This is a genomic window from Pseudomonas sp. QD4, assembly GCF_049199125.1.
Lineage (GTDB): Bacteria > Pseudomonadota > Gammaproteobacteria > Pseudomonadales > Pseudomonadaceae > Aquipseudomonas.
On record NZ_JBLZOM010000001.1, the window covers coordinates 554,967 to 576,580 of the forward strand.

A 21,614-nucleotide genomic window follows, 5' to 3' on the forward strand; every position below is an offset into this window, starting at 1 on the left:
TCAACTCCAGCCGGCTTTGGTCTTGCGGCTGGAGTAGAGCGCCAGCAACACCAGGAACGAGAACACCAGCATGGCCCCTGCCAGCCAATGGGCCTGGGCGTATTCCATGGCTTCGACGTGATCGTAGATCTGCACCGAGACCACCCGGGTCTTGTCCGGGATATTGCCGCCGATCATCAACACCACGCCGAACTCACCGACGGTATGGGCGAAACCCAGGATCGACGCGGTGATGAACCCGGGGCGAGCCAGGGGCAGGACCACGCTGAAGAAGGTGTCCCACGGGTTGGCGCGCAACGTCGCCGCCACTTCCAGTGGGCGGGTGCCGATAGCCGAGAATGCATTTTGCAGCGGCTGGACCACAAACGGCATGGAGTAGATCACCGAACCTATCACCAGGCCGCTGAAACTAAAGGTCAGGGTGCCCAGCCCAAGGGACTGGGTGAGCTGGCCGAGATAGCCGTGGGGGCCAAGGGCCAGGAGCAGGTAAAAGCCGATCACCGTCGGTGGCAGCACCAGGGGCAGGGCCACCACCGCGCCGATCGGCCCGCGCCACCAGGAGCGGGTGCGCGACAGCCAGAGGGCGATCGGAGTGCCGATGACCAGCAGGATCAGGGTCGTCAACGATGCCAGCTTCAGGGTCAGCCAGATCGCGGAAAAGTCGGCACTCGCCAGCGGCATTTAGAGCTGGTAACCGTAGGATTTGATGACGGCGGCGGCTTTCGGGCCTTTGAGGTAGTCAACCAGTGCCTTGGCGGCCGGGTTGTCCTTGCCTTTGTTGAGGATCACCGCGTCCTGTTTGATCGGGTCGTGCATCTCGGCCGGAACGATCCACGCCGAACCGCTGCTGACTTTGCCGTCCTTGTAGATCTGCGACAAGGCGACAAACCCCAGCTCGGCATTGCCGGTGGACACGAACTGATAGGCCTGGGTGATGTTCTGGCCTTCAACGATCTTGCTCTTGATCTGGTCGGTCAGGCCGAGCTTGGCCAGGACCTGCGTCGCAGCCAGGCCATAAGGTGCGGCTTTCGGGTTGGCAATGGACAGGTGCTGATACTGGTTGTCCTTGAGCACTTTGCCTTGGCTGTCGACATAACCTTCCTTGGCCGACCACAGGGCCAGGGTGCCGATGGCGTAGGTGAAGCGCGAGCCTTTGACGGTGTCGCCTTCGGTTTCCAGTTTTTGCGGCGTGGTGTCGTCAGCCGACAGGAACACTTCGAACGGCGCGCCGTTTTTGATTTGGGTATAGAACTGCCCGGTGGCACCGTAGGCCGCGACCAGTTTGTGTCCGGTGTCCTTTTCGAAGTCAGCGGCAATGGCCTGGATCGGCGCGGTGAAGTTGGCGGCAACGGCGACTTGCACTTCATCGGCCTGGGCCGAACCAAAGGCAAACACGGCGAGGAGGGTGGCGAGGCAAGTCGGGGCAAATCCTGAGGCACGAATGGTCATGAAACGGCTCCGTTGAGGGCAAGTGCGCTGGGCAGTTTGTTGTTGGAAGTGGACTGCACCGAAGCAAGGGGGGTAATCGCTGTATAGCGGAATATATAGCGAATCGCCGACGAACGGAACTCTGCTGCTGGATGGGGTGAACGGCGCGCCACCACGGGTGCAATCGTGGTGGCGAACCCTCAGCGCCGGGCCAGCTTGGCCAGGGCTTGCTCAGCCAGGCGCCGGGTCAGTTCATGGGTTGATAACTCGAGCCCCAGGCGCAGTGCCTGGCCTGACCAGAGGTTGGCGAAGTCGGCGTCGTCCTTGGCGCGCAATGGCATCAAGGCGCCACTGGCCAGGGGGAAGGCCGGGGCCAGAGGGTTGATCGGACCGATTTCACGCATGATCCGGTTGACGATGCCCCGTGCCGGGCGGCCGGTGAACAGGTTGGTCAGTGCGGTCTGGCTCTCTTTGGCACTGCGCAAGGCCTGGTGATGGGCCGCGCTGATCTTGGCCTCCGGGGTAAACAGGTAGGCCGTGCCCAATTGCACCGCCGAGGCGCCCAAGGCAAACGCGGCCACAATGCCCCTGGCATCGCCGATGCCACCGGCCGCGATCACCGGCAGCGTCACCGCGTCGACGATCTGCGGCACCAGGGCCATGGTCCCGACCTGGCTGTTGAGATCCTCGCCGAGGAAAATCGCCCGGTGGCCGCCGGCTTCGTAGCCCATGGCGATGATCGCGTCGCAGCCATGCTGTTCGAGCCAGACGGCCTCATCGACAGTACTGGCCGACGACAGGATTTTCGCCCCGGTGGCCTTGACCTTCTCCAGCAGTGAGGGCTCCGGCAAACCGAAGTGGAAGCTGACGATTTCCGGGCGCAGTTCTTCCACCAGTTCGCAACTCACGTGGTCGAAGGGCGCGCGGCTGCTGACCGGGGTTGGCGCGTCGAAGTCGGCACCCAGTTCGCGGTAATAGGGTTGCAGCAGGTTTTTCCACTGGGCATCGCGCTCGGGATCGGGTGCAGGCGTCTGGTGGCAGAAGAAGTTCAGGTTCAGAGGGGCCTGGGTGGCCTGGCGAATGTTTTGCACTTCCTGGCGAATCTGTTCCGGGCTGAGCATGGCGCAGGGCAGGGAGCCCAGCGCGCCGGCCTGGGCCGCCGCGATAACCATGGCGGAGCCGGTGGCTCCGGCCATCGGAGCTTGAATGATCGGCAGTTCGATCCCCAGCAAGTCAATAATTCGGGTGTCAGGCCATTGGCTCATGTGCAACTCCTCTGCGCAGTAAAAGTAATGACGACAGCGCCAGGGTTTGTAGCAGGAGTCACCTGGAAAAGGCCAGCCGACTTTATCGCCTGAGAGGTCAAAAGGCTGCCCGGGTCCCGATAGAGCCCAACTGCAGCGGTTACTCCGGCAGCCAGGGGGCTGCCAGCTTCAACGCGCCATGCCCGCCGCGGCGTACGCAGGCCAGCACCGGCATCCAGTCCAGTTCGGTGGGGCGTACCTGGTTGGTGCTGACCAGCCGCACCTCACCGGACGAGCCGCCCGCCGGCCCGGCGTCCGGGATGTACACCGAGAGCCATGTGCCCTGGGTTTCCAGGACCAGGCAAAACAGCCAGCCCTCGTCTTCGCAGATCAGGCCGACTCGAGCGCCTTCGACGTTTTCCAGGCCGGCCAGGTGCGCCGTGGCGTCTTTGAGCAAGCCGTAGCCGGGGATCTTGCCGAGGACGTTTTCTTCCAGGGCATTGAGCAACTTCGAAGCCGGGCCGGTTTTGGCCAGCAGCCCGGCGATAAAGCAGATCAGCACCAGCATCAGCAGTGCTACCAGGGTGAACAGGGTCACACCGGCGATGCTGTACTGGGCGAACATCGGCAACAGTTGATGGATCGGGCCGCGCAGCAGGTGGACGGCTTTTTCCAGCAGGATCACCACCAGCACCAGCGGCAGGATAAACAGCAGGCCTCCGGCAATTGTGGTCTTGATGAAGTTGAACATTGCTATCCCTCGCAGGTGACTGGGTGGTTGCCGAGGTCAAAGCATAGTCGTGTCGGGTGCCTGGCGAACGGTCTTTGCTGCGGCCGAGCGGGAGGTCGGTGCCTTGTGATTCAAGGTCGAAGTTCATTACCCTGCCACGGGCAATGAGAGCCACGGGGCCATTCGGGAGACAGTCATGTTCAACGGCATTTTGATCGAGAAAGACGAGCAGGGTTATCGCGCCAATCTGCAGCGGATCAGCGACGAGCAGTTGCCGCCGGGAGACGTGACGGTGCGCGTGGCCTACAGCACGCTGAATTTCAAGGATGGCCTGGCCATTACCGGCAGCAGCCCGGTGGTGCGCAGCTTCCCCATGGTTCCGGGGATCGACCTGGCCGGCACGGTCGAAGCCAGCGCTCATCCCGACTACCAGGTGGGTGACGAGGTGCTGCTCAACGGTTGGGGGGTCGGTGAGGGGCATTGGGGCGGCCTGGCTCAGAGGGCCCGGCTTGACGGAAACTGGCTGATTCCGTTGCCCAAGGTCTTCAGCGCGGCCCAGTCCATGGCCATCGGCACCGCAGGTTACACGGCGATGCTCGCGATCCTGGCGCTGGAGCGTCATGGCGTCACGCCGGAGCAGGGCGAAGTGCTGGTCACCGGGGCCAATGGCGGGGTTGGCAGTTTTTCCATCGCACTGCTGGCACGTCTGGGGTATCGGGTGGTGGCCTCAACCGGGCGGACCGCAGAACACGCCTACCTGCAGCAATTGGGGGCCAGTGACATCATCGATCGTGCCAGCCTCTCCCAACCCGGCAAACCCCTGGCCAAGGAGCGTTGGGCCGCGGTTATCGACTCGGTGGGCAGCCACACCCTGGCCAATGCCTGTGCTGCAACTCGGGCCAATGGCACGGTCGCTGCCTGTGGCCTGGCCCAGGGCATGGACTTCCCGGCATCGGTTGCGCCGTTTATCCTGCGCGGCGTGACCCTGGCGGGGATCAACAGCGTGACTCAGCCCAAAGCCTTGCGGATGCTGGCCTGGGACCGTCTGGGTCAGGACCTTGACCCGGCGCTGTTGCCGCTGATCAGCCAGGAAATCGGCTTGAGCGAAGCCATCGAGGCCGCTCCGCGCTTGTTGGCGGGCCAGTTGCGCGGCCGGGTGGTGGTGGACGTCAACCGCTGACCTGCTGGCCAATAATCAATTTCAATCAATACCTGAACAAGGAATAAGGCCCATGGATGTAAAAATGCGCGAGGTGTTGCCGTTCAGTGTTGCCGGTTTGCAGGTGCGAACCCTCAACGCCACTGAACAACAGCCGGAGACGGCGCAGATCGGCCCGATGTGGGCGCGTTTTTTTATCGAAGGGCTGTTCGAAAAGATCGAGCCTCGCGAGCCTGATTCCTTTGTCTATGGCGTGTACTCCGGTTATGAGTCCGATGCCACGGGAGCCTTTGATGTCACCGCCGGGGTTGAAGTGACCGGTGCGGCAGAGGGCTATCAGTCGGTGCAGGTCGAGGGTGGCCAATACCTGGTGTTCAGCGCCAAGGGGCCGCTGCCCGACAGCGTGATCCAGACCTGGGGCCTGATCTGGGCCTACTTCGAAGACCGTCCACAGTTGCGCCGCAAGTTCGCTACGGATTTCGAGGTCTACACCGGCCCGGACTCGGTTGCGGTCTATATCGGCGTTCATTCGACGGATGCAGCTGCCAGTCACTGATAACAGGTCACGCCCCTGGCAATGCGTGAAAGCGCGGTTGCCAGGCGGTTGCGCGGTAGGCTGTCGCAGCTAGCCGATTCTTCAGCCCGCGTGGCGAAACGTCAGGTTGATCCGCTGCTCGCCCAATTGCTCGTGGCTGCCAGCCTTGAGCGGCAGCACACCATGAAAGCGCAGCCGGTCGACGCCACCCCACACCACCACATCACCGTGCAGCAACGGGACCCGCAGTTGTCGGTCGCTACGCTGCTCGCCGCCAAACAGGAACATCGCCGGCAAACCCAGGGAGACCGAGACGATGGGCGCGCTGTAATCGCGCTCGTTCTTGTCCTGGTGCAAAGACATCCTGGCCCCGGCGACATAACGGTTGATCAGGCAGGAATCGGGGCTGAAGCCATCGAAACCCGCCGCCTGGGCCGCGGCCCGGGCCAGTTGCTCGAATACTCCGGGCATTGCCGGCCAGGGTTGGCCGGTCTGCGGGTCGAGGCGGGCGTAGCGATAACCACTGTGGTCGGTGGTCCAGCCCAGATTGCCGCAACTGCTCAAGGCCACCGACATGGTGAAGCCGCCAGGGGTAACCATGCTGCGAAACGGCGCAACGACAAGCACCGACCTGAGGGCCGGCAGCAGGCGCTCGACCCAAGGCAAGGCGAAACCCCTCAGCACCCAGGACTGCTGGCCGATCTGTTCGGTGCGTGCGGGTTGTGCCAGATCAGTCTCGGTAAACAGGCCGAGACTAGGGGAGGGGTCGCTGCTGTGACTACTCAAGGGACACTCCGAGGAGATGCCGTCTCGGCGCCGTTTGAATGGGGCGTCGGACAGGGCGCGGGCGTTACAGGGCTTTACTCACGCTGACATCGCTGATCACGTCTTCGGACTGGCCATGCAACGCCAGCAAGGCCGCCTGTGCCTCTTCCTGGGTGCCAGTCTCGAGTTGGGCGAATTCGAAGCGACGCTCGCCGTTGAGCTTGTATTTGATGACGTACTTGGTCGTTTGAGCCACGGGCGTACCTGTCTTGGGTTGGCGAGGTGAGAGCGGAATCAGCGCAGTTTAGAGCTGGAGCGGCGGACGATCTTGATCGAATGCTTCAGGCTCGGTTTGCGGGTAACGCTGATGGCGCGGGTGGTCACGGTGTCGATGGTGATGTTCCAGAAACCGGTACTCGGCGCGGTGATCTTGGCCGGGAACTTGTCGAAGGCCCCACCGTGGTAGCTGTGGCGACCGCCATTCTTGAAGCTGCGGAAGTTGGCGTCGCTCATCAGGCGAATGTTGCAGGTCTGGGAGCATTCGATGACGACAATATCGTCCTCGTTGAGGTGCTCGCGCTGGTGGATAAATTTCATGGGCGCCTCCAGAAGGGCTTTTTCTACAAAATCAAAACGATAGCTGAAAGATGGCGCAGTTTATCAGGCCGCACGGGGTAGTAGCGGGCCGCTCCCGCCGGGTTTGACAATTTAAAACAGTTATTTACCGATTTATGAGCGATAAAACCTCCCGCGCCGGAGAAAAACACCATTTACACTGTCGGACGGTTTTTATTGGAGGATTTGTATGAAGTGGGGTGTGTTGATTCTGGCTCTGGCGATCAGCGGTTGTGCGACCGTCTCGGATATTAACCAGGCGCCGCCCACCCTGAACGTGATTTCGGGGAAAAAGCCGCCGGAGTACGCCAAGTGCGTCACCGAGAAGTTGGCCGGCAGCCGGGGAGCCTTGCAGGTCGAGCCGCACAAGGACGGCATGCGCATCATTGTTCCGCAGAAAGTGTCTTCAGGCCCGACTGCGGTGTTTGATATTGAGGAGCGCTCGGGAGGCAGCAGCATCAAGCTGCACGAGAGCATGTCCAACGTTCCAATGCGCCCGGGCGATATCCGCAAGGCCGCCGAGGAATGCATTTCCGGCTGACCGCCGCTCGATTTTTTTCAACAGCCTGCCGCGCTTCGGGTCTCGAAGCGCCGCGGGCTTTTTTGTGGATGAATATTCAGGCGTGCGGTGGGTCGACTCCGATTTTGCAGTTGTAGCAGTGATAGCTATTTGCCAACTGTTTTTAGGCTTATATTAAGTAGGCCTAAGCATATAACTAAAATAATGGAGTTCGACATGATCCCACTGGATCGAATACTGCTGAGTAGTCTGATGCTGTTGTCCGTTCAATCTGCCCACGCCGTGGAGGGGCAGAAAGTCTTCACCCAGGGTGGCGCGCAGCCTGCCGCAATGGCCTGTGTCTCGTGCCACGGAGCCGATGGCATGGGCCTGGCGGCAGCCGGCTTTCCCCGTCTGGCAGGGCTACCGGCCGGCTATCTGAGCAAGCAACTGGAAGATTTTCGCAGTGGTTCGCGCACCAGTCCGGTGATGCAGCCACTGGCCAAGGCCCTGGCCGAGGACGAAATTCGCGCGGTCACTCAAACCCTCGCCGCCATGCCTGCCCCGGCGACCCCCGCCATTTCCCGCAGTGCAACGCCCAATGGCCTGGGCGAACGCCTGGCCCTGCGTGGGGCCTGGGATCGACAGGTACCGGAGTGTGTGACGTGCCACGGCCCGGGTGGCGTGGGGGTGGGGCAGACCTTTCCGCCTTTGGCCGGGCAATCCGCAGCCTACCTGACCGCCCAACTGAACGCCTGGCGCGACGGCACACGGCGCAATGACCCGGACGACCTGATGGGGCACATCGCCAAGTCCTTGAGCGCAGAGGAAGTGACGGCAGTGGCTGATTATTTTTCCAAAGTGAACAGCCAGGAGAGCCGGCCATGAATATTCGTTTTTCGTTCCCGTTGGCCTTCGGTTTGCTGGCAACTTCTGTACAGGCGGCATCCATTGCCATGGAGGATCAGAGCCAGTTGCAGACGCCGGTCGCTGCCAGCCACGGGCAGTACTTCCAGCCCCCGGCTGAAAGCGAACTGCCGAACAACGCCTACGGCAAGATGGTCCGTGACGGCTATGCGCTGTTTGTCGACACCAAGCGTATGGCGCCCAATTTTGTCGGCAACGGTCTCAATTGCAGCAACTGTCACCTTGGCCAGGGCCGGGTCGCCAACTCGGCGCCGCTTTGGGGGGCTTACCCGATGTACCCGGCGTATCGGCAAAAGAACGACAAGGTCAACACCTTTGCCGAACGCTTGCAGGGCTGCTTCCAGTTCAGCATGAACGGTGGGACGCCGCCCGCAGCGGACAGCAAGGAAATCACCGCGTTGTCGGTGTACGCCTACTGGCTGGCGAGCAAGGCGCCGCTCGGCGTTGAACTACCGGGGCGTGGCTACCCGGAAGTGCCCAAGTCGGCCCAGGGCTACGACATTGCGCGTGGCGAGCAGGTGTTCAAGGCTCAATGTGCGGTTTGCCACGGCGATAACGGCCAGGGGCAGAAGGTCGGGCAGGATTATGTAATGCCACCGTTGTGGGGCAAGGACTCCTACAACTGGGGCGCGGGGATGCACCGGATCAACACGGCGGCGTCTTTTATCAAGCACAACATGCCTCTGGGCAAGCCCGGAACCCTGAGCGATCAGCAGGCCTGGGATGTGGCGGCGTTCGTCAACAAGCATGAGCGGCCGCAGGATCCGCGGCTGGTGGAAGGCTCGATCGAGAAAACCCGGGTCAAGTTTCACGCCAATGATGGGGTGAATTTGTACGGTCAGACGCTGGATGGCGTTTTGATTGGCCAAGGCATCCGATAAACTGTCGACCATCGTCACTGATGCCGTCAAAGCCTATGCTTTGGCGGCATTGTCTTTTTGGGAGCAGGCATGAAGCGTGAGCAAGTAAGGGAGCGGCATGCAGAGGGTAATATCTCTGCGACCCATGTGATTCAAAATCCGGCGAATTCGGGAGAGTGGATCGTTTTTTTCAAGAAGAGCGCCGGGCGCAGCTATTTCCTGGTGGATGACAACGATGAGGTCGAGTCATTCTCGCGGCTGGACGAGCTGGTCGAGACGATCCGTGGCCTGGGTATCAAGTTCGCCGAGATTCATATGTAGGCCGGCAGGTGCCGGTTATTTGCACACCACCACCACGCTGCGGCTCTTGAAGTTGCCGACATCGACGCCCAGAGTCTTTTCACTCTCTTTCAGAGAGGGCGTGCCTTCAGTGCCGACGATTCGGTAGCCCGTGCCCGCACAAGAGGCGTCAGCCTTCTCGTAGCAGCTGGCCCAGGAGCTGGCTTCGCCGGAGCAATCGATGCTCAGGCCTTGTTCGCCGTTTGCCAGGTAAGTGTTGGAGGCCGTCGCGCATCCACTCAGAGCCAATACAGCGGTCAGTGCCAAAAGTCTGTTCATGTAGGTTGTCGTCATTCAAGAGTAGGGGCGGCGCGGTTGCCGAGGCCAAGGCGCAATGCCATAGCCAACGGCCATTACGGTACAGACAATCAAAAAGCCCTGCTAGTTGCAGGGCTCGATGCGGTTATTGCGGGCTCAGGGCTTGGCGTTGCGCCGCCGGGCCGGGGGCGGAGGCTGATCCTGCAGGACTGAAGCCACTTCAATCGCCAATGCTTCGGAGACGAACGGCCCGGCGATGTTTTCGCCGTTGCTGCTGGTCACCCACCATTGGCCGTCTTGCGCTTTACTGATCAGGTAACCGTTTATGCTTTTTGCTGCCGACATCTAGAGGTCTCGTGAGCGGGATCAAGGGCGTAATCATAGCGGCAAACGCCCCTCAAGGGCGTGGCATTTAACGCTCGGGGCAACAGGGGATTGTTCTGAAACTTCCTCCGGCCAGGGCGGCGGCGATTTACCTGGGGAGCGATCTGCAGGATGCTGTGGAACTATCTGCTTGAATATTTCTCTATGATGGCAGCGGTTAGCCAGCGCGGGGCATTGTAAGGTGCTCGCCGCCTGATTAGACTGCGCCGAACTCGTAAGCACAGCCCTTTTAAGGACTCATATGATCAAGAAATGCTTGTTCCCAGCAGCCGGTTACGGCACTCGCTTCCTGCCAGCGACTAAGGCCATGCCTAAAGAGATGCTGCCAGTGGTGAACAAGCCACTGATCCAGTACGGCGTTGAAGAAGCGCTGGATGCCGGATTGAACCAAATCTCCATCGTGACCGGTCGCGGCAAGCGCGCCCTCGAAGACCACTTCGACATCAGTTACGAGCTGGAAAACCAAATCAAGGGCACCGACAAAGAGAAATACCTGGTCGGTATCCGCAAGTTGCTCGACGAGTGCTCGTTCTCCTACACCCGTCAGACCGAAATGAAAGGCCTGGGCCACGCCATCCTCACCGGCCGGCCACTAATTGGCGACGAACCTTTTGCCGTGGTCCTGGCGGATGACCTGTGTGTGAACCTCGACGGCGACGGCGTGCTGACCCAGATGGTCAAGCTGTACAAGCAGTTCCGCTGCTCGATCGTGGCCATCCAGGAAGTCGACCCGCAGGAAACTCACAAGTACGGCGTAATCGCCGGCGAAATGATCCGCGACGACATCTACCGCGTACACAGCATGGTCGAGAAGCCAAAGCCGGAAGATGCACCGTCGAACCTGGCAATCATCGGTCGTTACATTCTGACCCCGGACATCTTCGACCTGATCGAGCAAACCGAACCAGGCAAGGGCGGCGAAATCCAGATCACCGACGCCCTGATGAAGCAGGCGCAAAACGGCTGCGTGATGGCCTACAAGTTCAAAGGCAAGCGTTTTGACTGCGGTGGCGCCGAAGGCTACATCGACGCAACCAACTTCTGCTTCGAGAACTTCTACAAGACTGGCAAGGCTTACTGATAGCCCTGGCGGGACCCTGTACTGAAAAGCCACCTTCGGGTGGCTTTTTCGTTTTCTGCCCCGATGTTAAATGCACTGCGCTGACCATATCGATAACTGCGGTTATGCTGTCAGCCTGCCTGGGAGAGTGAAATGGCCTACGATTTTGATCTTTATGTAATTGGCGCCGGTTCCGGCGGTGTGCGCTCGGCGCGGTTTGCCGCAGGTTTTGGGGCGAAAGTCGCCGTGGCCGAGAGTCGCTATCTGGGTGGCACCTGCGTCAACGTCGGCTGTGTGCCGAAGAAGCTTCTGGTGTACGGCGCACACTTCGCCGAAGACTTCGAGCAGGCCCAAGGGTTTGGCTGGACCCTGGGTGATGCGAGCTTTGACTGGCCAACCCTGATCGCCAACAAGGACCGGGAAATCCATCGCCTCAACGGGATTTACCGCAATCTGCTGGTCAACAGCGGTGTCACCTTGCACGAGGGCCACGCCAAACTGATCGATCCCCATCAGGTGGAGGTCAATGGCCAGCGCTACACCGCCAAGCACATCCTGATCGCCACGGGCGGCTGGCCGCAGATCCCGGATATTCCGGGGCGCGAACACGCCATCAGTTCCAACGAGGCGTTCTTCCTCAAGGAGCTGCCAAAGCGTGTCCTGGTCGTCGGGGGGGGTTACATCGCCGTCGAGTTTGCCGGGATTTTCCACGGCCTTGGTGCGGACACCACGTTGCTGTATCGCGGCGAGCTGTTCCTGCGGGGCTTCGATGGTGCGGTGCGCAAGCATTTGCAGGAAGAATTGACCAAGCGCGGGATGAACCTGCAGTTCAATTCGGATATCAAGCGGATCGACAAACAGGCCGATGGCAGTCTGAGTGTCACTCTCAAGGATGGTCGAGAGCTGGTGGCCGACTGTGTGTTCTATGCCACGGGGCGGCGGCCGATGCTCGACAACCTGGGCCTGGAAAATACCAGGGTCAAGTTGGATGAGCGTGGCTTTGTCGAGGTTGATGAGCAGTATCAGAGCGCCGAGCCCTCGATCCTGGCCATTGGCGATGTCATCGGCCGCGTGCAACTGACGCCCGTAGCCTTGGCCGAAGGTATGGCTGTGGCGCGACGCCTGTTCAAGCCTGAGCAATATCGTCCGGTGGATTACCGGATGATCCCTACCGCCGTGTTCAGCCTGCCCAATATCGGTACGGTCGGCCTGACCGAAGAGCAGGCGCGGGAGGAGGGGCACGAGGTGCAGATTTTTGAAAGCCGTTTCCGGCCGATGAAACTGACCCTGACCGAATGCCAGGAGCGCACCCTGATGAAGCTGGTGGTGGATGCCAAGACCGATAAGGTCCTGGGCTGCCATATGGTCGGGCCCGACGCGGGTGAGATCGTTCAGGGGCTGGCCATTGCCTTGAAGGCTGGCGCAACCAAACGCGACTTCGACGAAACCATCGGCGTGCACCCGACTGCCGCCGAAGAGTTCGTCACCATGCGTACCCCGGTCGGCGCCTAAGCGTTCGGCGGTGGTTCCTGTGCATCTGGCTGCGCCTTGTGTGGCGTGGCCAGACGCAGGGCTTCAAGGCCGGCCTCGGCCTTGGTCGCGCGCAATTCCAACTCCTTGTTGCTGCGGGCCTGCTCTTCAGCTTGCTGCTTGAGTGCGTGGCTCTCCAGAAGGGCTACGCGCAGGCGTTCCTGAAGCAGCGTCCGGTCGCTGTCCATACGGCCTGATTGCTCCAGCAGTTGCTCAATCCGCGCATCACTCTTCTTCGCCTGCTCCTGAGTCTGCTTCAGCTCTTTTTGAGTGGCGCGGTTCTCACTGAACAGTCGCTCATTGTCTCGATGCAGTTGGGTGATCTCATCCTGGCGAACCAGTGCACTTTGCTGTGCCTGGCGCAGCTCCATCTGGACCTGTTGCAGCTGCCCTTCGTGACGTCGCTGCTCCTGTTCGCGCTGATCCTTCACCGCGCTGCGGTAGTGCTCCAGCGCGTCACGGGCATGCAGGTGCTTGTCTTCCAGGGAGCTGATTTGCTGGTCCTTGTCATTCAGGCGCAGTTCGAAATCACTCAAGGCCTGGTTCAGGCCAGCATTGCGGGTCTGTTCGCTCTGTAGCGTGGAGCGGGTGCTGAGCAGGGTGGCGCTCTCATTCGCCAATGCTACGCCTTGAACGTCCAGTTGCTGCTGCAGTTGAGCCCGTGTGTTTTCAGCTTCTGCGAGACGCTCTTCGAGGGCCAGCCTGTGCGCCGCAAATTGTGCCTGGGCCTGCTCGATGGGCTCCTGAGCTTGCTCTCGCAGACGCTCTGCGAGGCGCGTAACCAGCTGTGCCAGTTCGTCCTCAAGCTCCTGGGGCGGGGTGCCCGTGCGTACAACCCCGTCATCCAGCTCCTTCAAATAACGATGAATAGTGGTTTTTGAGCCGGTATTGCCCATTTCGATGCGTACTGCGTCAATGCTCGGGTGCTCGCCGCGCGCCAGGATCGCCAGGCGTGCCGTTTGCACCACCGCTTTATTTATGCCGCCGCGAGCCATGTGCTCTCCTACGATTTCGTGTTGTGGTACGTACCATGTAATTACATATAATATAGCGCATTATTTTAATAAAATCATTTACGTTTATGACATGGGATATAGTGGTATTACCCCGTGTCAGTAGCGATTTGCGCTTTTTTTCGCGAGTTTCCGTACGTTTAGAGCGAAGCATCCCCATGAGTGAGCTGGATCGTTACCTGCAAGCCGCGACGCGTGACAACACGCGGCGCAGCTATCGAGCCGCCATTGAACATTTTGAGGTGAGTTGGGGTGGTTTCCTGCCCGCCACCAGCGACAGTGTGGCGCGCTATCTGGCGGCCTATGCCGGTGAGTTATCGATCAACACGCTGAAGCTGCGGCTCTCGGCCCTGGCGCAGTGGCATAACAGCCAGGGTTTTGCCGATCCGACCAAGGCGCCTGTGGTGCGGCAGGTGTTCAAGGGGATTCGCGCTTTGCATCCAGTCCAGGAAAAACAGGCCGAGCCTTTGCAGTTGCAGCATCTGGAGCAGGTGGTCAACTGCCTCGCCCTGGAAGCTCGGCAGGCGATTGTCGATGAGGACACGCCGGCTCTGTTGCGTGCCCGACGGGATACGGCGCTGATTCTTCTTGGCTTCTGGCGCGGCTTTCGCAGCGACGAGTTGTGTCGCTTGCACGTCGAGCATGTGCAGGCCATTGCCGGCTCCGGCATCCGTGTGTACGTGCCGCGCAGCAAGAGTGATCGAGAGAGCCTCGGCAGGACCTACCAGACGCCATCGTTGCAGCGGCTATGTCCGGTGCAGGCCTATATCGAGTGGATCGCCAGCGCGGCGTTGGTGCGTGGTCCGGTTTTTCGCAGCATCGATCGCTGGGGCAATCTGAGCGAGCAGGGGCTGCATGCCAACAGCGTGATCCCTTTGTTGCGTCAGGCGCTGGAGCGGGCCGGGATTGCGGCCGAAGGCTACACCAGCCATTCACTGCGCCGCGGGTTTGCAACCTGGGCTCACCGCAGTGGCTGGGATCTGAAGTCCTTGATGAGTTATGTCGGCTGGAAAGACGTGAAGTCAGCCATGCGCTACGTCGAGGCCAGCCCGTTCCTGGGCATGGCCCGTCTCGAAGAAAAACCGGTCGAACAGTAGATTCGGGTTTCTTCTATTAATACAGTCCGCTGATAGTCAAAACCAATCGGTAGCATCAGGTTTGCCAATGAGCGCATCGGCGGCGGGTTGGCTAAGATTCTCCCCATCAAGTTTTCAACCACTGACGGAGAGTCAACGATGCCTATCATCAACAGCCAAGTTAAACCGTTCAAAGCAACCGCATTCAAAAACGGCGCATTCGTCGAAGTGTCGGACGCCGATCTGAAAGGCAAATGGTCTGTCGTATTCTTCTACCCAGCTGACTTCACCTTCGTCTGCCCAACCGAGCTGGAAGACCTGGCCGACAACTACGCCGAATTCCAGAAACTGGGCGTCGAAATCTACAGCGTCTCGACCGACACCCATTTTGCCCACGCTGCCTGGCACAACACTTCGCCAGCCATCGGCAAAATCCAGTACACCATGATCGGTGACCCAACCCTGACCATCTCCCGCAACTTCGACGTACTGATCGAAGAAGCAGGTCTGGCTGACCGTGGCACCTTCGTGATCAACCCTGAAGGCCAGATCAAAATCGTCGAAATCAACGATGGCGGTGTAGGCCGTGACGCATCCGAGCTGCTGCGCAAGATCAAGGCCGCTCAATACGTTGCCGCCCACCCAGGCGAAGTCTGCCCAGCCAAGTGGAAAGAAGGCGAGGCCACCCTCGCTCCATCCCTGGACCTGGTCGGCAAGATCTAAGTCCGTGAAGCACCTCAGGGCGGGTTTTACCGCACCTTAAGTAAGCTGCACCGCCCTCAAAACGCCCGGGCGACCTTCGCTCGGGCGTTTTTTTACCGAATTAAAAGGAAATCGCCCGTATGTTGGACGCCAATCTTAAATCTCAGTTGAAGTCATACCTGGAACGGGTCACCCAGCCGATCGAGATCGTAGCCTCCCTCGACGACGGTGCGAAATCCCAGGAAATGCTTGAACTGCTCAAAGAAGTTGCCAGTCTTTCGAGCCTGATCACCTTGCTCGATAACGGTACCGATGCGCGCAAGCCTTCGTTCTCGTTGAACCGCCCGGGAAGCGATATCAGCCTGCGTTTTGCCGGTATCCCCATGGGCCACGAATTTACTTCGCTGGTGCTGGCCTTGCTGCAAGTCGGCGGTCACCCTTCGAAAGCCAGTGCTGAAGTGCTGGAGCAGATTCGCTCGTTGAAGGGCGAATTCAATTTCGAAACCTACTTTTCGCTGTCCTGCCAGAACTGCCCCGACGTGGTCCAGGCACTGAACCTGATGGCGGTGCTGAACCCGAATATCCGCCACGTGGCCATCGACGGCGCGCTGTTCCAGGACGAGGTCGACGAGCGTCAGATCATGGCCGTCCCCAGCGTGTACCTGAACGGCGTGAACTTCGGCCAGGGCCGCATGGGGCTTGAGGAAATCCTCGGCAAGATCGACACCAGCGCAATCGAGAAACAGGCCGAAAAAATCAACGCCAAAGACGCCTTTGACGTGCTGGTGGTCGGCGGTGGCCCGGCGGGCGCCGCAGCAGCAATCTACGCGGCTCGTAAAGGCATCCGCACGGGTGTCGCCGCCGAACGTTTTGGCGGCCAGGTGCTGGACACCATGGCCATTGAAAACTTCATCTCGGTGCAGGAGACCGAAGGCCCGAAACTGGCTGGAGCCCTGGAAGCCCACGTTCGTCAGTACGATGTCGACATCATGAACCTGCAGCGCGCCAGCGCCCTGATCCCGGCAACCAAAGTGGGCGGGTTGCATGAGGTGCGCTTTGAAAGCGGTGCCAGCCTCAAGGCCAAGTCGCTGATCCTGGCCACCGGTGCCCGCTGGCGTGAAATGGGTGTGCCGGGCGAGCAGGAGTACAAGGCCAAGGGTGTGTGCTTCTGCCCGCACTGCGACGGCCCATTGTTCAAGGGCAAGCGCGTAGCAGTGATCGGCGGTGGCAACTCCGGGGTTGAAGCGGCCATCGACCTGGCGGGTATCGTCAGTCATGTGACCTTGCTGGAATTCGACGGCAAGTTGCGCGCCGATGCGGTGCTGCAGCGCAAGCTGCACAGCCTGCCGAACGTCAAGGTCATCACCAGCGCCCTGACCAGCGAAGTGAAGGGCGACGGCCAGAAAGTCACCGGTCTGGTCTACAAGGACCGTGATTCGGGTGAGTTCAACACCGTCGAGCTGGAAGGGATTTTTGTCCAGATCGGCTTGCTGCCCAACACGGACTGGCTCAAAGGCACTGTCGAGTTGTCGCCACGGGGCGAGATCATCGTCGACGCTCGCGGTGAAACGTCTCTGCCCGGGGTGTTCGCTGCCGGTGACGTCACCACGGTGCCGTACAAACAGATCGTGATTGCGGTAGGCGAGGGGGCCAAGGCATCTCTCAGTGCTTTCGACCACTTGATCCGGACCTCGGCTCCGGCGTAAAGCGGTGACGCAAAAAACAAAACCCCATGAGCCAGGCTCATGGGGTTTTTATTTGCCCGTTAAAACGAGTTGCTACAGCGGGGCCGGCTGGATGATTTCGACCCAGTAGCCGTCCGGGTCCTTGATAAAGGCCAGGCTTTTCATGCGGCCATCGGTCAGGCGTTTCTGGAAGTCGCAGCCCAGTGTTTCGAAACGCTCGCAGGCGGCAACGATGTCCGGTACCGAGATGCAAATGTGGCCAAAGCCGCGAGGGTCAGTGTTGCCATTGTGGTAGGCGAAATCCGGATCGTTTTCGGTGCCGTGGTTATGGGTCAGTTCGAGAATCCCCGGGATCGACTTCATCCATTGGGTACGCGCTGCGGCGTCAGCCGGGATCTGCGCCTTGTCCACCAGGGCCAGGAAGTACAGGCTGAATTCAGCCTCGGGGAAGTCGCGTTTTTCTACCAGCGAGAAGCCCAGGACACGGGTGTAGAAATCCAGGGATTGAGTGATGTCCTTGACCCGCAGCATGGTGTGGTTGAACACAAAGTTGGCGGTGGCGGAGTCAGGCTGGGCGGTAACGCCAGGGAAAGTATCAAGTTCGTGCAGGCTCATGGGCCCTCCGGAAAAAAGTGGGGCAAACGGCGCTCGGGCAAACGAGCGGTGCCTTGGCTTGCGATGATTCAGGCATCCTTGGGATGCGCAATGATACGCAACAGCCGTCCTTGGCGCCAAACCCAAAGCTCCTGATCTATTGCCCAATCCTGGCGTCACCTGCAAACTTTGAGACCCGTTTCTCAGGTATTGCTGACAATGCCCTTTTTCGTAAAAACCGCCGCCCTCACATGCAGCCTGCTGCTCTGCGCCCTGGCCCAGGCTGCGGAGCCGGTGATTGCCTGGCCCAGCGGGTGGCAAGTGGAGGCGTTGCCCGAACAGCCGGCCGAACCGAGTTCAAAAGTCTCTCGTCAGCGCGCAGTGAAAAATGATGCCGGCGGCACCCCGGTACTGGTTATGGAGTTGACGATGACGGAGGTTGAAAGTGGTCATGCAGTGAATCTTCAAGGTGTGCTGCTGGAGATGCGCAAGTCAGTGCAAAAGGACTTTGCACAAGGTGGCTATCAAAGTGTGTGCAATCGGATTCATGAAGCGCAATTGAGTCGCCTCTCTGCTCTTGAAACCACCTGCACCATTACTCAGAACGGTCGGCATGTGTTGTCGCAAACACTGGTGGCGGCGTTGGATGCCGATAAGGCCTATGTACTTTCTTACGCTGGCCAGGCGGCGGCTTATGCAGAGAGTCAGGATGAAATACTCGCTACCCGAAATAGCTTGAAACTTTAACCTTGCTCTTGGCAGGGTATTTCCATTGGCAGAGAATGCTCCGCATCCATGACAACGAATTAAGCACAAAGTTATGGGGTGGCTCTTGCTCAATGTGCGCGATCTGGAACGCAGGTGCCGATTCTCGCCAAACCTTATTGCAGATGCTTGAGGTTGTGAATATTTAGCCGGTTGTAACTAATGCAATTGGCTATAAACGAAACTGCTAAAAAGCAAAGGCCCCGCCAATGCGGGGCCCTGGTGACCGAAGCGTTGTTAACCGCGTAGCCAGGAATCTACAGTGGCAGCGCCATACTCTTCTTTCCAGGCTTTGAGCCCGCGATGATTGCCGCCCTTGGTTTCAATCAGCTCACCGGTGTGTGGATTCTGATAGACCTTGACCACGCGAGCGCGGCGTTGTTTCGGGGCAGAGGCTGCTGGCTGGGACTTGCCCGGGTTCGGATCGAGAATCGCGATGATGTCGCGCAGGCTCTTGCCGTAGGTTTTCATCAGGCCCTGAAGTTTTTCCTCGAACTCGATTTCCTTTTTGAGCCCGGCATCGTTCTTCAGGGATTCCAGCTGCGCGAGCTGTACTTGAAGTGCTTTTTCTGCTGCACGAAATTCAGCGAGTCTGGACAATATCTTTACTCCAATAAGGTATTTGGCTGATACCAAGCACATACAAAACGATGAGGCCAAGAGCCGTGGAACGACTCAATTTAATGACCTATCGGTGAATCTTGTACAGGCCAGAAAAATTGTAGTAGTTAACGGGGCAAGAGTAAATCATGTTGTTCTTGCAAGAATCAATTGCTAATGATGATTCAAATTGGTGCATGACAATGGCAATGCATTGTGTGTTTTTTTGCGCAAATGGCTATTTAGTGGCGCGCCAACTCAGTTAGGAATTCATCCCCCGGCATCGGTCGACCAAACAAGTAACCTTGCAGGAAATCGACGCCTTTTCCCGCCAGATAATCCCGTTGTTCTAGTGTTTCAACACCTTCGGCGACGATGCCCAAGTCCAGCTTCGCCGAGAGCTCGATGACACTGTCGAGTATATGACGCGAAAGGGCGTCAATACCGATCATGGCAACGAAGCTCTGATCAATCTTCAGATAGTCGACATTAAACTGACGCAAGTACGCCAGGCTGGAATGCCCGGTTCCGAAGTCGTCAATGGCGATCATTACCCCCAACTTGTGCAATTCTTCGAACAGTTTGTGGGTCATGGCGGTGGGTTCCACCAACTCGCGTTCGGTCAGTTCCAGCACCAGCACCACCTTGCCGGCGGGGAACTGGGCGAGAAAGTCGCGGCAGTCATCGAGCAGTTGCAGGTCATGGCAGTGGCTGGCGGTGATGTTGATGCCAATGTGAAAGTTATCGCTGAAGCTTGAGGCGTTGGGCGCCAGCAGCTGTGCGGTCTGCTGCATCAGGGAGCGGGTCATGGGTACGATCAGGCCGGAGTGCTCGGCAAACGGAATGAACAAATCCGGGCGCACCAAACCTTCCTTGGGATGCTTCCAGCGCATCAGAACTTCAAGGCCTGCCCACTGCTCGGTATCGCCACGCACCACCGGCTGGAAGTAGGGAATGAACTCCGCGGCGCCCAGGGCCCGCTGCAGCTCGTGACTGGGTGATGACGAGCGCTTTTGCCACCAGTGGCCGGCGAATCCCGAGAGAATTCCAAAGAACAGCAGCAGGCTGAACAGCGGCGGGTACTGGGCCTTCATATAGAGCCAGACATCGCCTTCGGGAAAGCCGGCGCTGACGCGGTAGGGGTAGCGCGCGGAGTCCAACTCCTGGTGGGCCACCGGCGCGGATGGCACAGGTAGCCCATGGACCTTGCCGTCCGCTGACAGCCAACTGTTGCCCACTTGCAGTTTCAGGTCGGCGTAACGGCTGATCAGGCGCAGGGCGTTCGTCAGGTGATACCCGTCGATGGTCGCCAGCGCGGAGCGCTCGCCTTGGCTCAGGCGGTAGATCAGCAGGGCAGTGTCGGGTGTGATCGGGTTGCCATTCATCAACCACAACCGACCGTCGACATAGTCTCGTGGGTCCAGGGCGGCTGAAAAACGCCCGAGCAATGAACTGCAGTAGTTGTCGTTCCGCCAGACCAGGTTTGTCGAGCGCACGAACGGACGGCGTGTGACCTGGTCGCGCAGCGCCAGTTGCCGGGTCTCATCGCAAGGCTCGCCAACCAGAGGCAGCAACACGCGGGCGGCGATATCGCTGTTGTCGAGCATCAGGTCGAACTGGCGGATCGCTTCCTCGGCGGTTTGCTGGCTGCTCTGGAGCAGCGCCCGCTCAGCCTGCAGGTACAGGATGATCATGCCCAGCAGCACCGGCAGCAAGCCGATGAGCAGCGTGCGCAGGGCACGGGTCGAGCGTTTCTGCGGACCTTTTACGGTCAATGGCATAGACCAAACCTATAACGGGACGGCGCCTGGACACTGGCGCCAGAAGAAGGGGGATCGCAGTGGGTACATATCGAACCCGAGTGAGGGGGAGGATAGACGGGATGCCTATTTTGCGCCCTGGGATCTTGGGTACAGGCGCTGGGCCTGCTCGATAAACGCCAGCGTCGCCGGCGATGACTGGCGCCGATCCAGCACAGCCATGCCGATCTGGCGTTTGGCTGGCTGGCTCAGGGGCCTGCGCACATAGCGCGGATCATGCATGGTCGGCAGTGCCAGCTCGGCCACCAGGCTCACGGCCTCGCCACGGGCCACGGTTTCCAGGGTGCTGAGCAACTGTGAGTTGCGATAGCGGATGTTGGGGCTGAGGCCGGCCTGATGAAACAGCCGGGTCACCAGCTCGGCTGACCCGGCCTCGGTGAGCACGAAGGGGTCGACGCACAGCTGGGCCAGGCTGACGGCGCTTTCATTTGCCAGTGGGTGTTGAGCCGGCAACAGGGCCACCCATTGATCCTGCAACAAGGCAAAGGTATCGAAGCGCTCCTGGGGCAGCACCACGAAACCCACGTCGATGCGCCGCTCCTCGAGCCATTGCACGACCTGTCGATCCGGGCCTTCGTCGATGTGCACTTCGATGCCGGGGTATCGGCTGCGGTACTCGGCGAGAATGGCCGGCAGCAGTTTCATCGAAGAGGTTGGCCCAAACGAGCCGATGCGCAGGGTGCCGCGCTTCATGCCTCGGGCATCGGCAGCTTCCTGGTGCATGGTTGCGGCCAGGCCCAGCATGGTCCGGGCACGCAGCAATAGTTGCTGGCCAATATCGCTCAGCTCGACCTGTGCCTGATGGCGGCGAATCAGCTCCACACCCAGCTCTTGCTCCAGCGCCTTGATGGCGTGGGACACCGCTGACTGGGTGATTCCCAGGCGGCTGGCGGCCGTCGTGAAACCACGCAATTCGGCGACCAGGGAAAAAATCTCCAATTGAGTCAGGGTCATGAGTGATTGCTCATTTTACGATGATCTTTGATTAGACAAAGAATAAGCCCATCCCAGGTAAGCCGGTGCTGA

Annotated in this window: 26 protein-coding genes; 12 read left to right on the forward strand and 14 right to left on the reverse strand. The window is 59.7% G+C overall.

The window, feature by feature from the left end:
- The 4 genes from modB to ACOZJV_RS02510 all read right to left on the reverse strand — a co-directional run bounded on the left by modB (position 1) and on the right by ACOZJV_RS02510 (position 3,423).
- Positions 1–681, reverse strand: a complete 681-nt coding sequence (gene modB, locus ACOZJV_RS02495) for a molybdate ABC transporter permease subunit (protein ID WP_201131029.1) — start codon at positions 679–681, stop codon at positions 1–3.
- Positions 682–1,449, reverse strand: coding sequence for a molybdate ABC transporter substrate-binding protein (modA, locus tag ACOZJV_RS02500; RefSeq protein ID WP_421546734.1), 768 nt, complete (start codon positions 1,447–1,449; stop codon positions 682–684).
- Positions 1,450–1,628: 179 nt separating this feature from the next.
- Positions 1,629–2,693 carry an NAD(P)H-dependent flavin oxidoreductase gene (locus ACOZJV_RS02505; protein WP_421546735.1) on the reverse strand — a complete coding sequence of 355 codons (1,065 nt, stop codon included), beginning with the start codon at positions 2,691–2,693 and terminating at the stop codon, positions 1,629–1,631.
- Positions 2,694–2,832: 139 nt separating this feature from the next.
- Positions 2,833–3,423, reverse strand: coding sequence for a hypothetical protein (locus ACOZJV_RS02510; protein ID WP_078473017.1), 591 nt, complete (start codon positions 3,421–3,423; stop codon positions 2,833–2,835).
- 175 nt (positions 3,424–3,598) lie between these two features.
- Here ACOZJV_RS02510 and ACOZJV_RS02515 point away from each other — a divergent pair, with 175 nt between their 5' ends.
- Positions 3,599–4,582: an MDR family oxidoreductase gene (locus tag ACOZJV_RS02515; protein ID WP_421546736.1), complete on the forward strand. Its 984-nt coding sequence runs from the start codon at positions 3,599–3,601 to the stop codon at positions 4,580–4,582.
- Between the two features lie 52 nt (positions 4,583–4,634).
- Positions 4,635–5,117 carry a GyrI-like domain-containing protein gene (locus ACOZJV_RS02520; RefSeq protein ID WP_421546737.1) on the forward strand — a complete coding sequence of 161 codons (483 nt, stop codon included), beginning with the start codon at positions 4,635–4,637 and terminating at the stop codon, positions 5,115–5,117.
- Positions 5,118–5,198: 81 nt separating this feature from the next.
- Here the strand turns inward: ACOZJV_RS02520 and alkB are convergent, their stop codons facing one another.
- The 3 genes from alkB to ACOZJV_RS02535 all read right to left on the reverse strand — a co-directional run bounded on the left by alkB (position 5,199) and on the right by ACOZJV_RS02535 (position 6,458).
- Positions 5,199–5,843, reverse strand: a complete 645-nt coding sequence (gene alkB / locus ACOZJV_RS02525; RefSeq protein ID WP_421547571.1) for a DNA oxidative demethylase AlkB — start codon at positions 5,841–5,843, stop codon at positions 5,199–5,201.
- A 103-nt stretch (positions 5,844–5,946) separates the two neighbouring features.
- On the reverse strand, positions 5,947–6,117 hold the full coding sequence (locus ACOZJV_RS02530; protein WP_178102990.1) for a hypothetical protein: 171 nt from the start codon (positions 6,115–6,117) through the stop codon (positions 5,947–5,949).
- Between the two features lie 38 nt (positions 6,118–6,155).
- Complete coding sequence (locus tag ACOZJV_RS02535) at positions 6,156–6,458, reverse strand: DUF1883 domain-containing protein (RefSeq protein ID WP_020294662.1); 303 nt, start codon at positions 6,456–6,458, stop codon at positions 6,156–6,158.
- A 208-nt stretch (positions 6,459–6,666) separates the two neighbouring features.
- Here ACOZJV_RS02535 and ACOZJV_RS02540 point away from each other — a divergent pair, with 208 nt between their 5' ends.
- The 4 genes from ACOZJV_RS02540 (at position 6,667) to ACOZJV_RS02555 (ending at position 9,083) form a co-directional block, all read left to right on the forward strand.
- Complete coding sequence (locus ACOZJV_RS02540) at positions 6,667–7,017, forward strand: hypothetical protein (RefSeq protein ID WP_078473013.1); 351 nt, start codon at positions 6,667–6,669, stop codon at positions 7,015–7,017.
- Between the two features lie 195 nt (positions 7,018–7,212).
- Positions 7,213–7,863 (forward strand): c-type cytochrome, encoded by a 651-nt coding sequence (locus ACOZJV_RS02545; RefSeq protein WP_421546738.1) that lies wholly within the window; start codon positions 7,213–7,215, stop codon positions 7,861–7,863.
- On the forward strand, positions 7,860–8,783 hold the full coding sequence (locus ACOZJV_RS02550) for a c-type cytochrome (RefSeq protein ID WP_421546739.1): 924 nt from the start codon (positions 7,860–7,862) through the stop codon (positions 8,781–8,783). Before ACOZJV_RS02545 ends, ACOZJV_RS02550 begins: the two co-directional genes overlap by 4 nt.
- A 69-nt stretch (positions 8,784–8,852) precedes the next feature.
- Positions 8,853–9,083 (forward strand): hypothetical protein, encoded by a 231-nt coding sequence (locus ACOZJV_RS02555; protein WP_020294658.1) that lies wholly within the window; start codon positions 8,853–8,855, stop codon positions 9,081–9,083.
- 15 nt (positions 9,084–9,098) lie between these two features.
- Here the strand turns inward: ACOZJV_RS02555 and ACOZJV_RS02560 are convergent, their stop codons facing one another.
- Together ACOZJV_RS02560 and ACOZJV_RS02565 are read right to left on the reverse strand one after the other, a co-directional pair.
- Complete coding sequence (locus tag ACOZJV_RS02560) at positions 9,099–9,380, reverse strand: hypothetical protein (RefSeq protein WP_043228295.1); 282 nt, start codon at positions 9,378–9,380, stop codon at positions 9,099–9,101.
- Between the two features lie 135 nt (positions 9,381–9,515).
- Entirely contained in the window at positions 9,516–9,704 is a 189-nt protein-coding gene (locus tag ACOZJV_RS02565) for a hypothetical protein (RefSeq protein ID WP_421546740.1), read from the reverse strand.
- Between the two features lie 280 nt (positions 9,705–9,984).
- On the opposite strand from ACOZJV_RS02565, the gene galU reads away from it, so the two are divergent.
- Positions 9,985–10,824 carry a UTP--glucose-1-phosphate uridylyltransferase GalU gene (gene galU / locus ACOZJV_RS02570; protein WP_078473009.1) on the forward strand — a complete coding sequence of 280 codons (840 nt, stop codon included), beginning with the start codon at positions 9,985–9,987 and terminating at the stop codon, positions 10,822–10,824.
- 132 nt (positions 10,825–10,956) lie between these two features.
- Positions 10,957–12,315 (forward strand): glutathione-disulfide reductase, encoded by a 1,359-nt coding sequence (gorA, locus tag ACOZJV_RS02575; protein WP_421546741.1) that lies wholly within the window; start codon positions 10,957–10,959, stop codon positions 12,313–12,315.
- On the opposite strand, the gene ACOZJV_RS02580 is transcribed toward gorA, so the two are convergent.
- On the reverse strand, positions 12,312–13,328 hold the full coding sequence (locus ACOZJV_RS02580; protein WP_421546742.1) for a DNA-binding protein: 1,017 nt from the start codon (positions 13,326–13,328) through the stop codon (positions 12,312–12,314). The two genes, gorA and ACOZJV_RS02580, sit on opposite strands and share 4 nt — an antisense overlap.
- 176 nt (positions 13,329–13,504) lie before the next feature.
- Here ACOZJV_RS02580 and ACOZJV_RS02585 point away from each other — a divergent pair, with 176 nt between their 5' ends.
- From ACOZJV_RS02585 to ahpF, 3 genes are all read left to right on the forward strand, one after another.
- Complete coding sequence (locus tag ACOZJV_RS02585; RefSeq protein ID WP_421546743.1) at positions 13,505–14,443, forward strand: site-specific integrase; 939 nt, start codon at positions 13,505–13,507, stop codon at positions 14,441–14,443.
- Positions 14,444–14,581: 138 nt separating this feature from the next.
- Positions 14,582–15,145 carry an alkyl hydroperoxide reductase subunit C gene (ahpC, locus tag ACOZJV_RS02590; protein ID WP_020294651.1) on the forward strand — a complete coding sequence of 188 codons (564 nt, stop codon included), beginning with the start codon at positions 14,582–14,584 and terminating at the stop codon, positions 15,143–15,145.
- 119 nt (positions 15,146–15,264) lie between these two features.
- On the forward strand, positions 15,265–16,830 hold the full coding sequence (ahpF, locus tag ACOZJV_RS02595; protein ID WP_421546744.1) for an alkyl hydroperoxide reductase subunit F: 1,566 nt from the start codon (positions 15,265–15,267) through the stop codon (positions 16,828–16,830).
- Positions 16,831–16,902: 72 nt separating this feature from the next.
- Here the strand turns inward: ahpF and gloA are convergent, their stop codons facing one another.
- On the reverse strand, positions 16,903–17,424 hold the full coding sequence (gene gloA, locus ACOZJV_RS02600) for a lactoylglutathione lyase (protein ID WP_078473004.1): 522 nt from the start codon (positions 17,422–17,424) through the stop codon (positions 16,903–16,905).
- A 198-nt stretch (positions 17,425–17,622) separates the two neighbouring features.
- Between gloA and ACOZJV_RS02605 the strand changes: the two genes are divergently transcribed.
- On the forward strand, positions 17,623–18,150 hold the full coding sequence (locus ACOZJV_RS02605; protein WP_201131019.1) for a DUF4946 domain-containing protein: 528 nt from the start codon (positions 17,623–17,625) through the stop codon (positions 18,148–18,150).
- A gap of 255 nt (positions 18,151–18,405) precedes the next feature.
- Here the strand turns inward: ACOZJV_RS02605 and ACOZJV_RS02610 are convergent, their stop codons facing one another.
- The 3 genes from ACOZJV_RS02610 to ACOZJV_RS02620 all read right to left on the reverse strand — a co-directional run bounded on the left by ACOZJV_RS02610 (position 18,406) and on the right by ACOZJV_RS02620 (position 21,542).
- The gene (locus tag ACOZJV_RS02610) at positions 18,406–18,768 is read right to left on the reverse strand and encodes a histone-like nucleoid-structuring protein, MvaT/MvaU family (protein WP_421546745.1); all 363 of its coding nucleotides are present in this window, start codon (positions 18,766–18,768) and stop codon (positions 18,406–18,408) included.
- A gap of 242 nt (positions 18,769–19,010) precedes the next feature.
- The gene (locus ACOZJV_RS02615) at positions 19,011–20,549 is read right to left on the reverse strand and encodes an EAL domain-containing protein (RefSeq protein WP_201131018.1); all 1,539 of its coding nucleotides are present in this window, start codon (positions 20,547–20,549) and stop codon (positions 19,011–19,013) included.
- A gap of 105 nt (positions 20,550–20,654) precedes the next feature.
- The gene (locus ACOZJV_RS02620; protein WP_421546746.1) at positions 20,655–21,542 is read right to left on the reverse strand and encodes a LysR family transcriptional regulator; all 888 of its coding nucleotides are present in this window, start codon (positions 21,540–21,542) and stop codon (positions 20,655–20,657) included.
- Between the last annotated feature and the right edge of the window lie 72 nt (positions 21,543–21,614).

Bases quoted from the DNA above. Each gene is read 5' to 3' on its own strand.
- modB (WP_201131029.1), bottom strand. From the start codon at position 681: ATGCCGCTGGCGAGTGCCGACTTTTCCGCGATCTGGCTGACCCTGAAG.
- modA (WP_421546734.1), bottom strand. From the start codon at position 1,449: ATGACCATTCGTGCCTCAGGATTTGCCCCGACTTGCCTCGCCACCCTC.
- ACOZJV_RS02505 (WP_421546735.1), bottom strand. From the start codon at position 2,693: ATGAGCCAATGGCCTGACACCCGAATTATTGACTTGCTGGGGATCGAA.
- ACOZJV_RS02510 (WP_078473017.1), bottom strand. From the start codon at position 3,423: ATGTTCAACTTCATCAAGACCACAATTGCCGGAGGCCTGCTGTTTATC.
- ACOZJV_RS02515 (WP_421546736.1), top strand. From the start codon at position 3,599: ATGTTCAACGGCATTTTGATCGAGAAAGACGAGCAGGGTTATCGCGCC.
- ACOZJV_RS02520 (WP_421546737.1), top strand. From the start codon at position 4,635: ATGGATGTAAAAATGCGCGAGGTGTTGCCGTTCAGTGTTGCCGGTTTG.
- ACOZJV_RS02535 (WP_020294662.1), bottom strand. From the start codon at position 6,458: ATGAAATTTATCCACCAGCGCGAGCACCTCAACGAGGACGATATTGTC.
- ACOZJV_RS02540 (WP_078473013.1), top strand. From the start codon at position 6,667: ATGAAGTGGGGTGTGTTGATTCTGGCTCTGGCGATCAGCGGTTGTGCG.
- ACOZJV_RS02545 (WP_421546738.1), top strand. From the start codon at position 7,213: ATGATCCCACTGGATCGAATACTGCTGAGTAGTCTGATGCTGTTGTCC.
- ACOZJV_RS02550 (WP_421546739.1), top strand. From the start codon at position 7,860: ATGAATATTCGTTTTTCGTTCCCGTTGGCCTTCGGTTTGCTGGCAACT.
- ACOZJV_RS02555 (WP_020294658.1), top strand. From the start codon at position 8,853: ATGAAGCGTGAGCAAGTAAGGGAGCGGCATGCAGAGGGTAATATCTCT.
- ACOZJV_RS02560 (WP_043228295.1), bottom strand. From the start codon at position 9,380: ATGAACAGACTTTTGGCACTGACCGCTGTATTGGCTCTGAGTGGATGC.
- ACOZJV_RS02565 (WP_421546740.1), bottom strand. From the start codon at position 9,704: ATGTCGGCAGCAAAAAGCATAAACGGTTACCTGATCAGTAAAGCGCAA.
- galU (WP_078473009.1), top strand. From the start codon at position 9,985: ATGATCAAGAAATGCTTGTTCCCAGCAGCCGGTTACGGCACTCGCTTC.
- gorA (WP_421546741.1), top strand. From the start codon at position 10,957: ATGGCCTACGATTTTGATCTTTATGTAATTGGCGCCGGTTCCGGCGGT.
- ACOZJV_RS02580 (WP_421546742.1), bottom strand. From the start codon at position 13,328: ATGGCTCGCGGCGGCATAAATAAAGCGGTGGTGCAAACGGCACGCCTG.
- ACOZJV_RS02585 (WP_421546743.1), top strand. From the start codon at position 13,505: ATGAGTGAGCTGGATCGTTACCTGCAAGCCGCGACGCGTGACAACACG.
- ahpC (WP_020294651.1), top strand. From the start codon at position 14,582: ATGCCTATCATCAACAGCCAAGTTAAACCGTTCAAAGCAACCGCATTC.
- ahpF (WP_421546744.1), top strand. From the start codon at position 15,265: ATGTTGGACGCCAATCTTAAATCTCAGTTGAAGTCATACCTGGAACGG.
- gloA (WP_078473004.1), bottom strand. From the start codon at position 17,424: ATGAGCCTGCACGAACTTGATACTTTCCCTGGCGTTACCGCCCAGCCT.
- ACOZJV_RS02605 (WP_201131019.1), top strand. From the start codon at position 17,623: ATGCCCTTTTTCGTAAAAACCGCCGCCCTCACATGCAGCCTGCTGCTC.
- ACOZJV_RS02615 (WP_201131018.1), bottom strand. From the start codon at position 20,549: ATGCCATTGACCGTAAAAGGTCCGCAGAAACGCTCGACCCGTGCCCTG.
- ACOZJV_RS02620 (WP_421546746.1), bottom strand. From the start codon at position 21,542: ATGACCCTGACTCAATTGGAGATTTTTTCCCTGGTCGCCGAATTGCGT.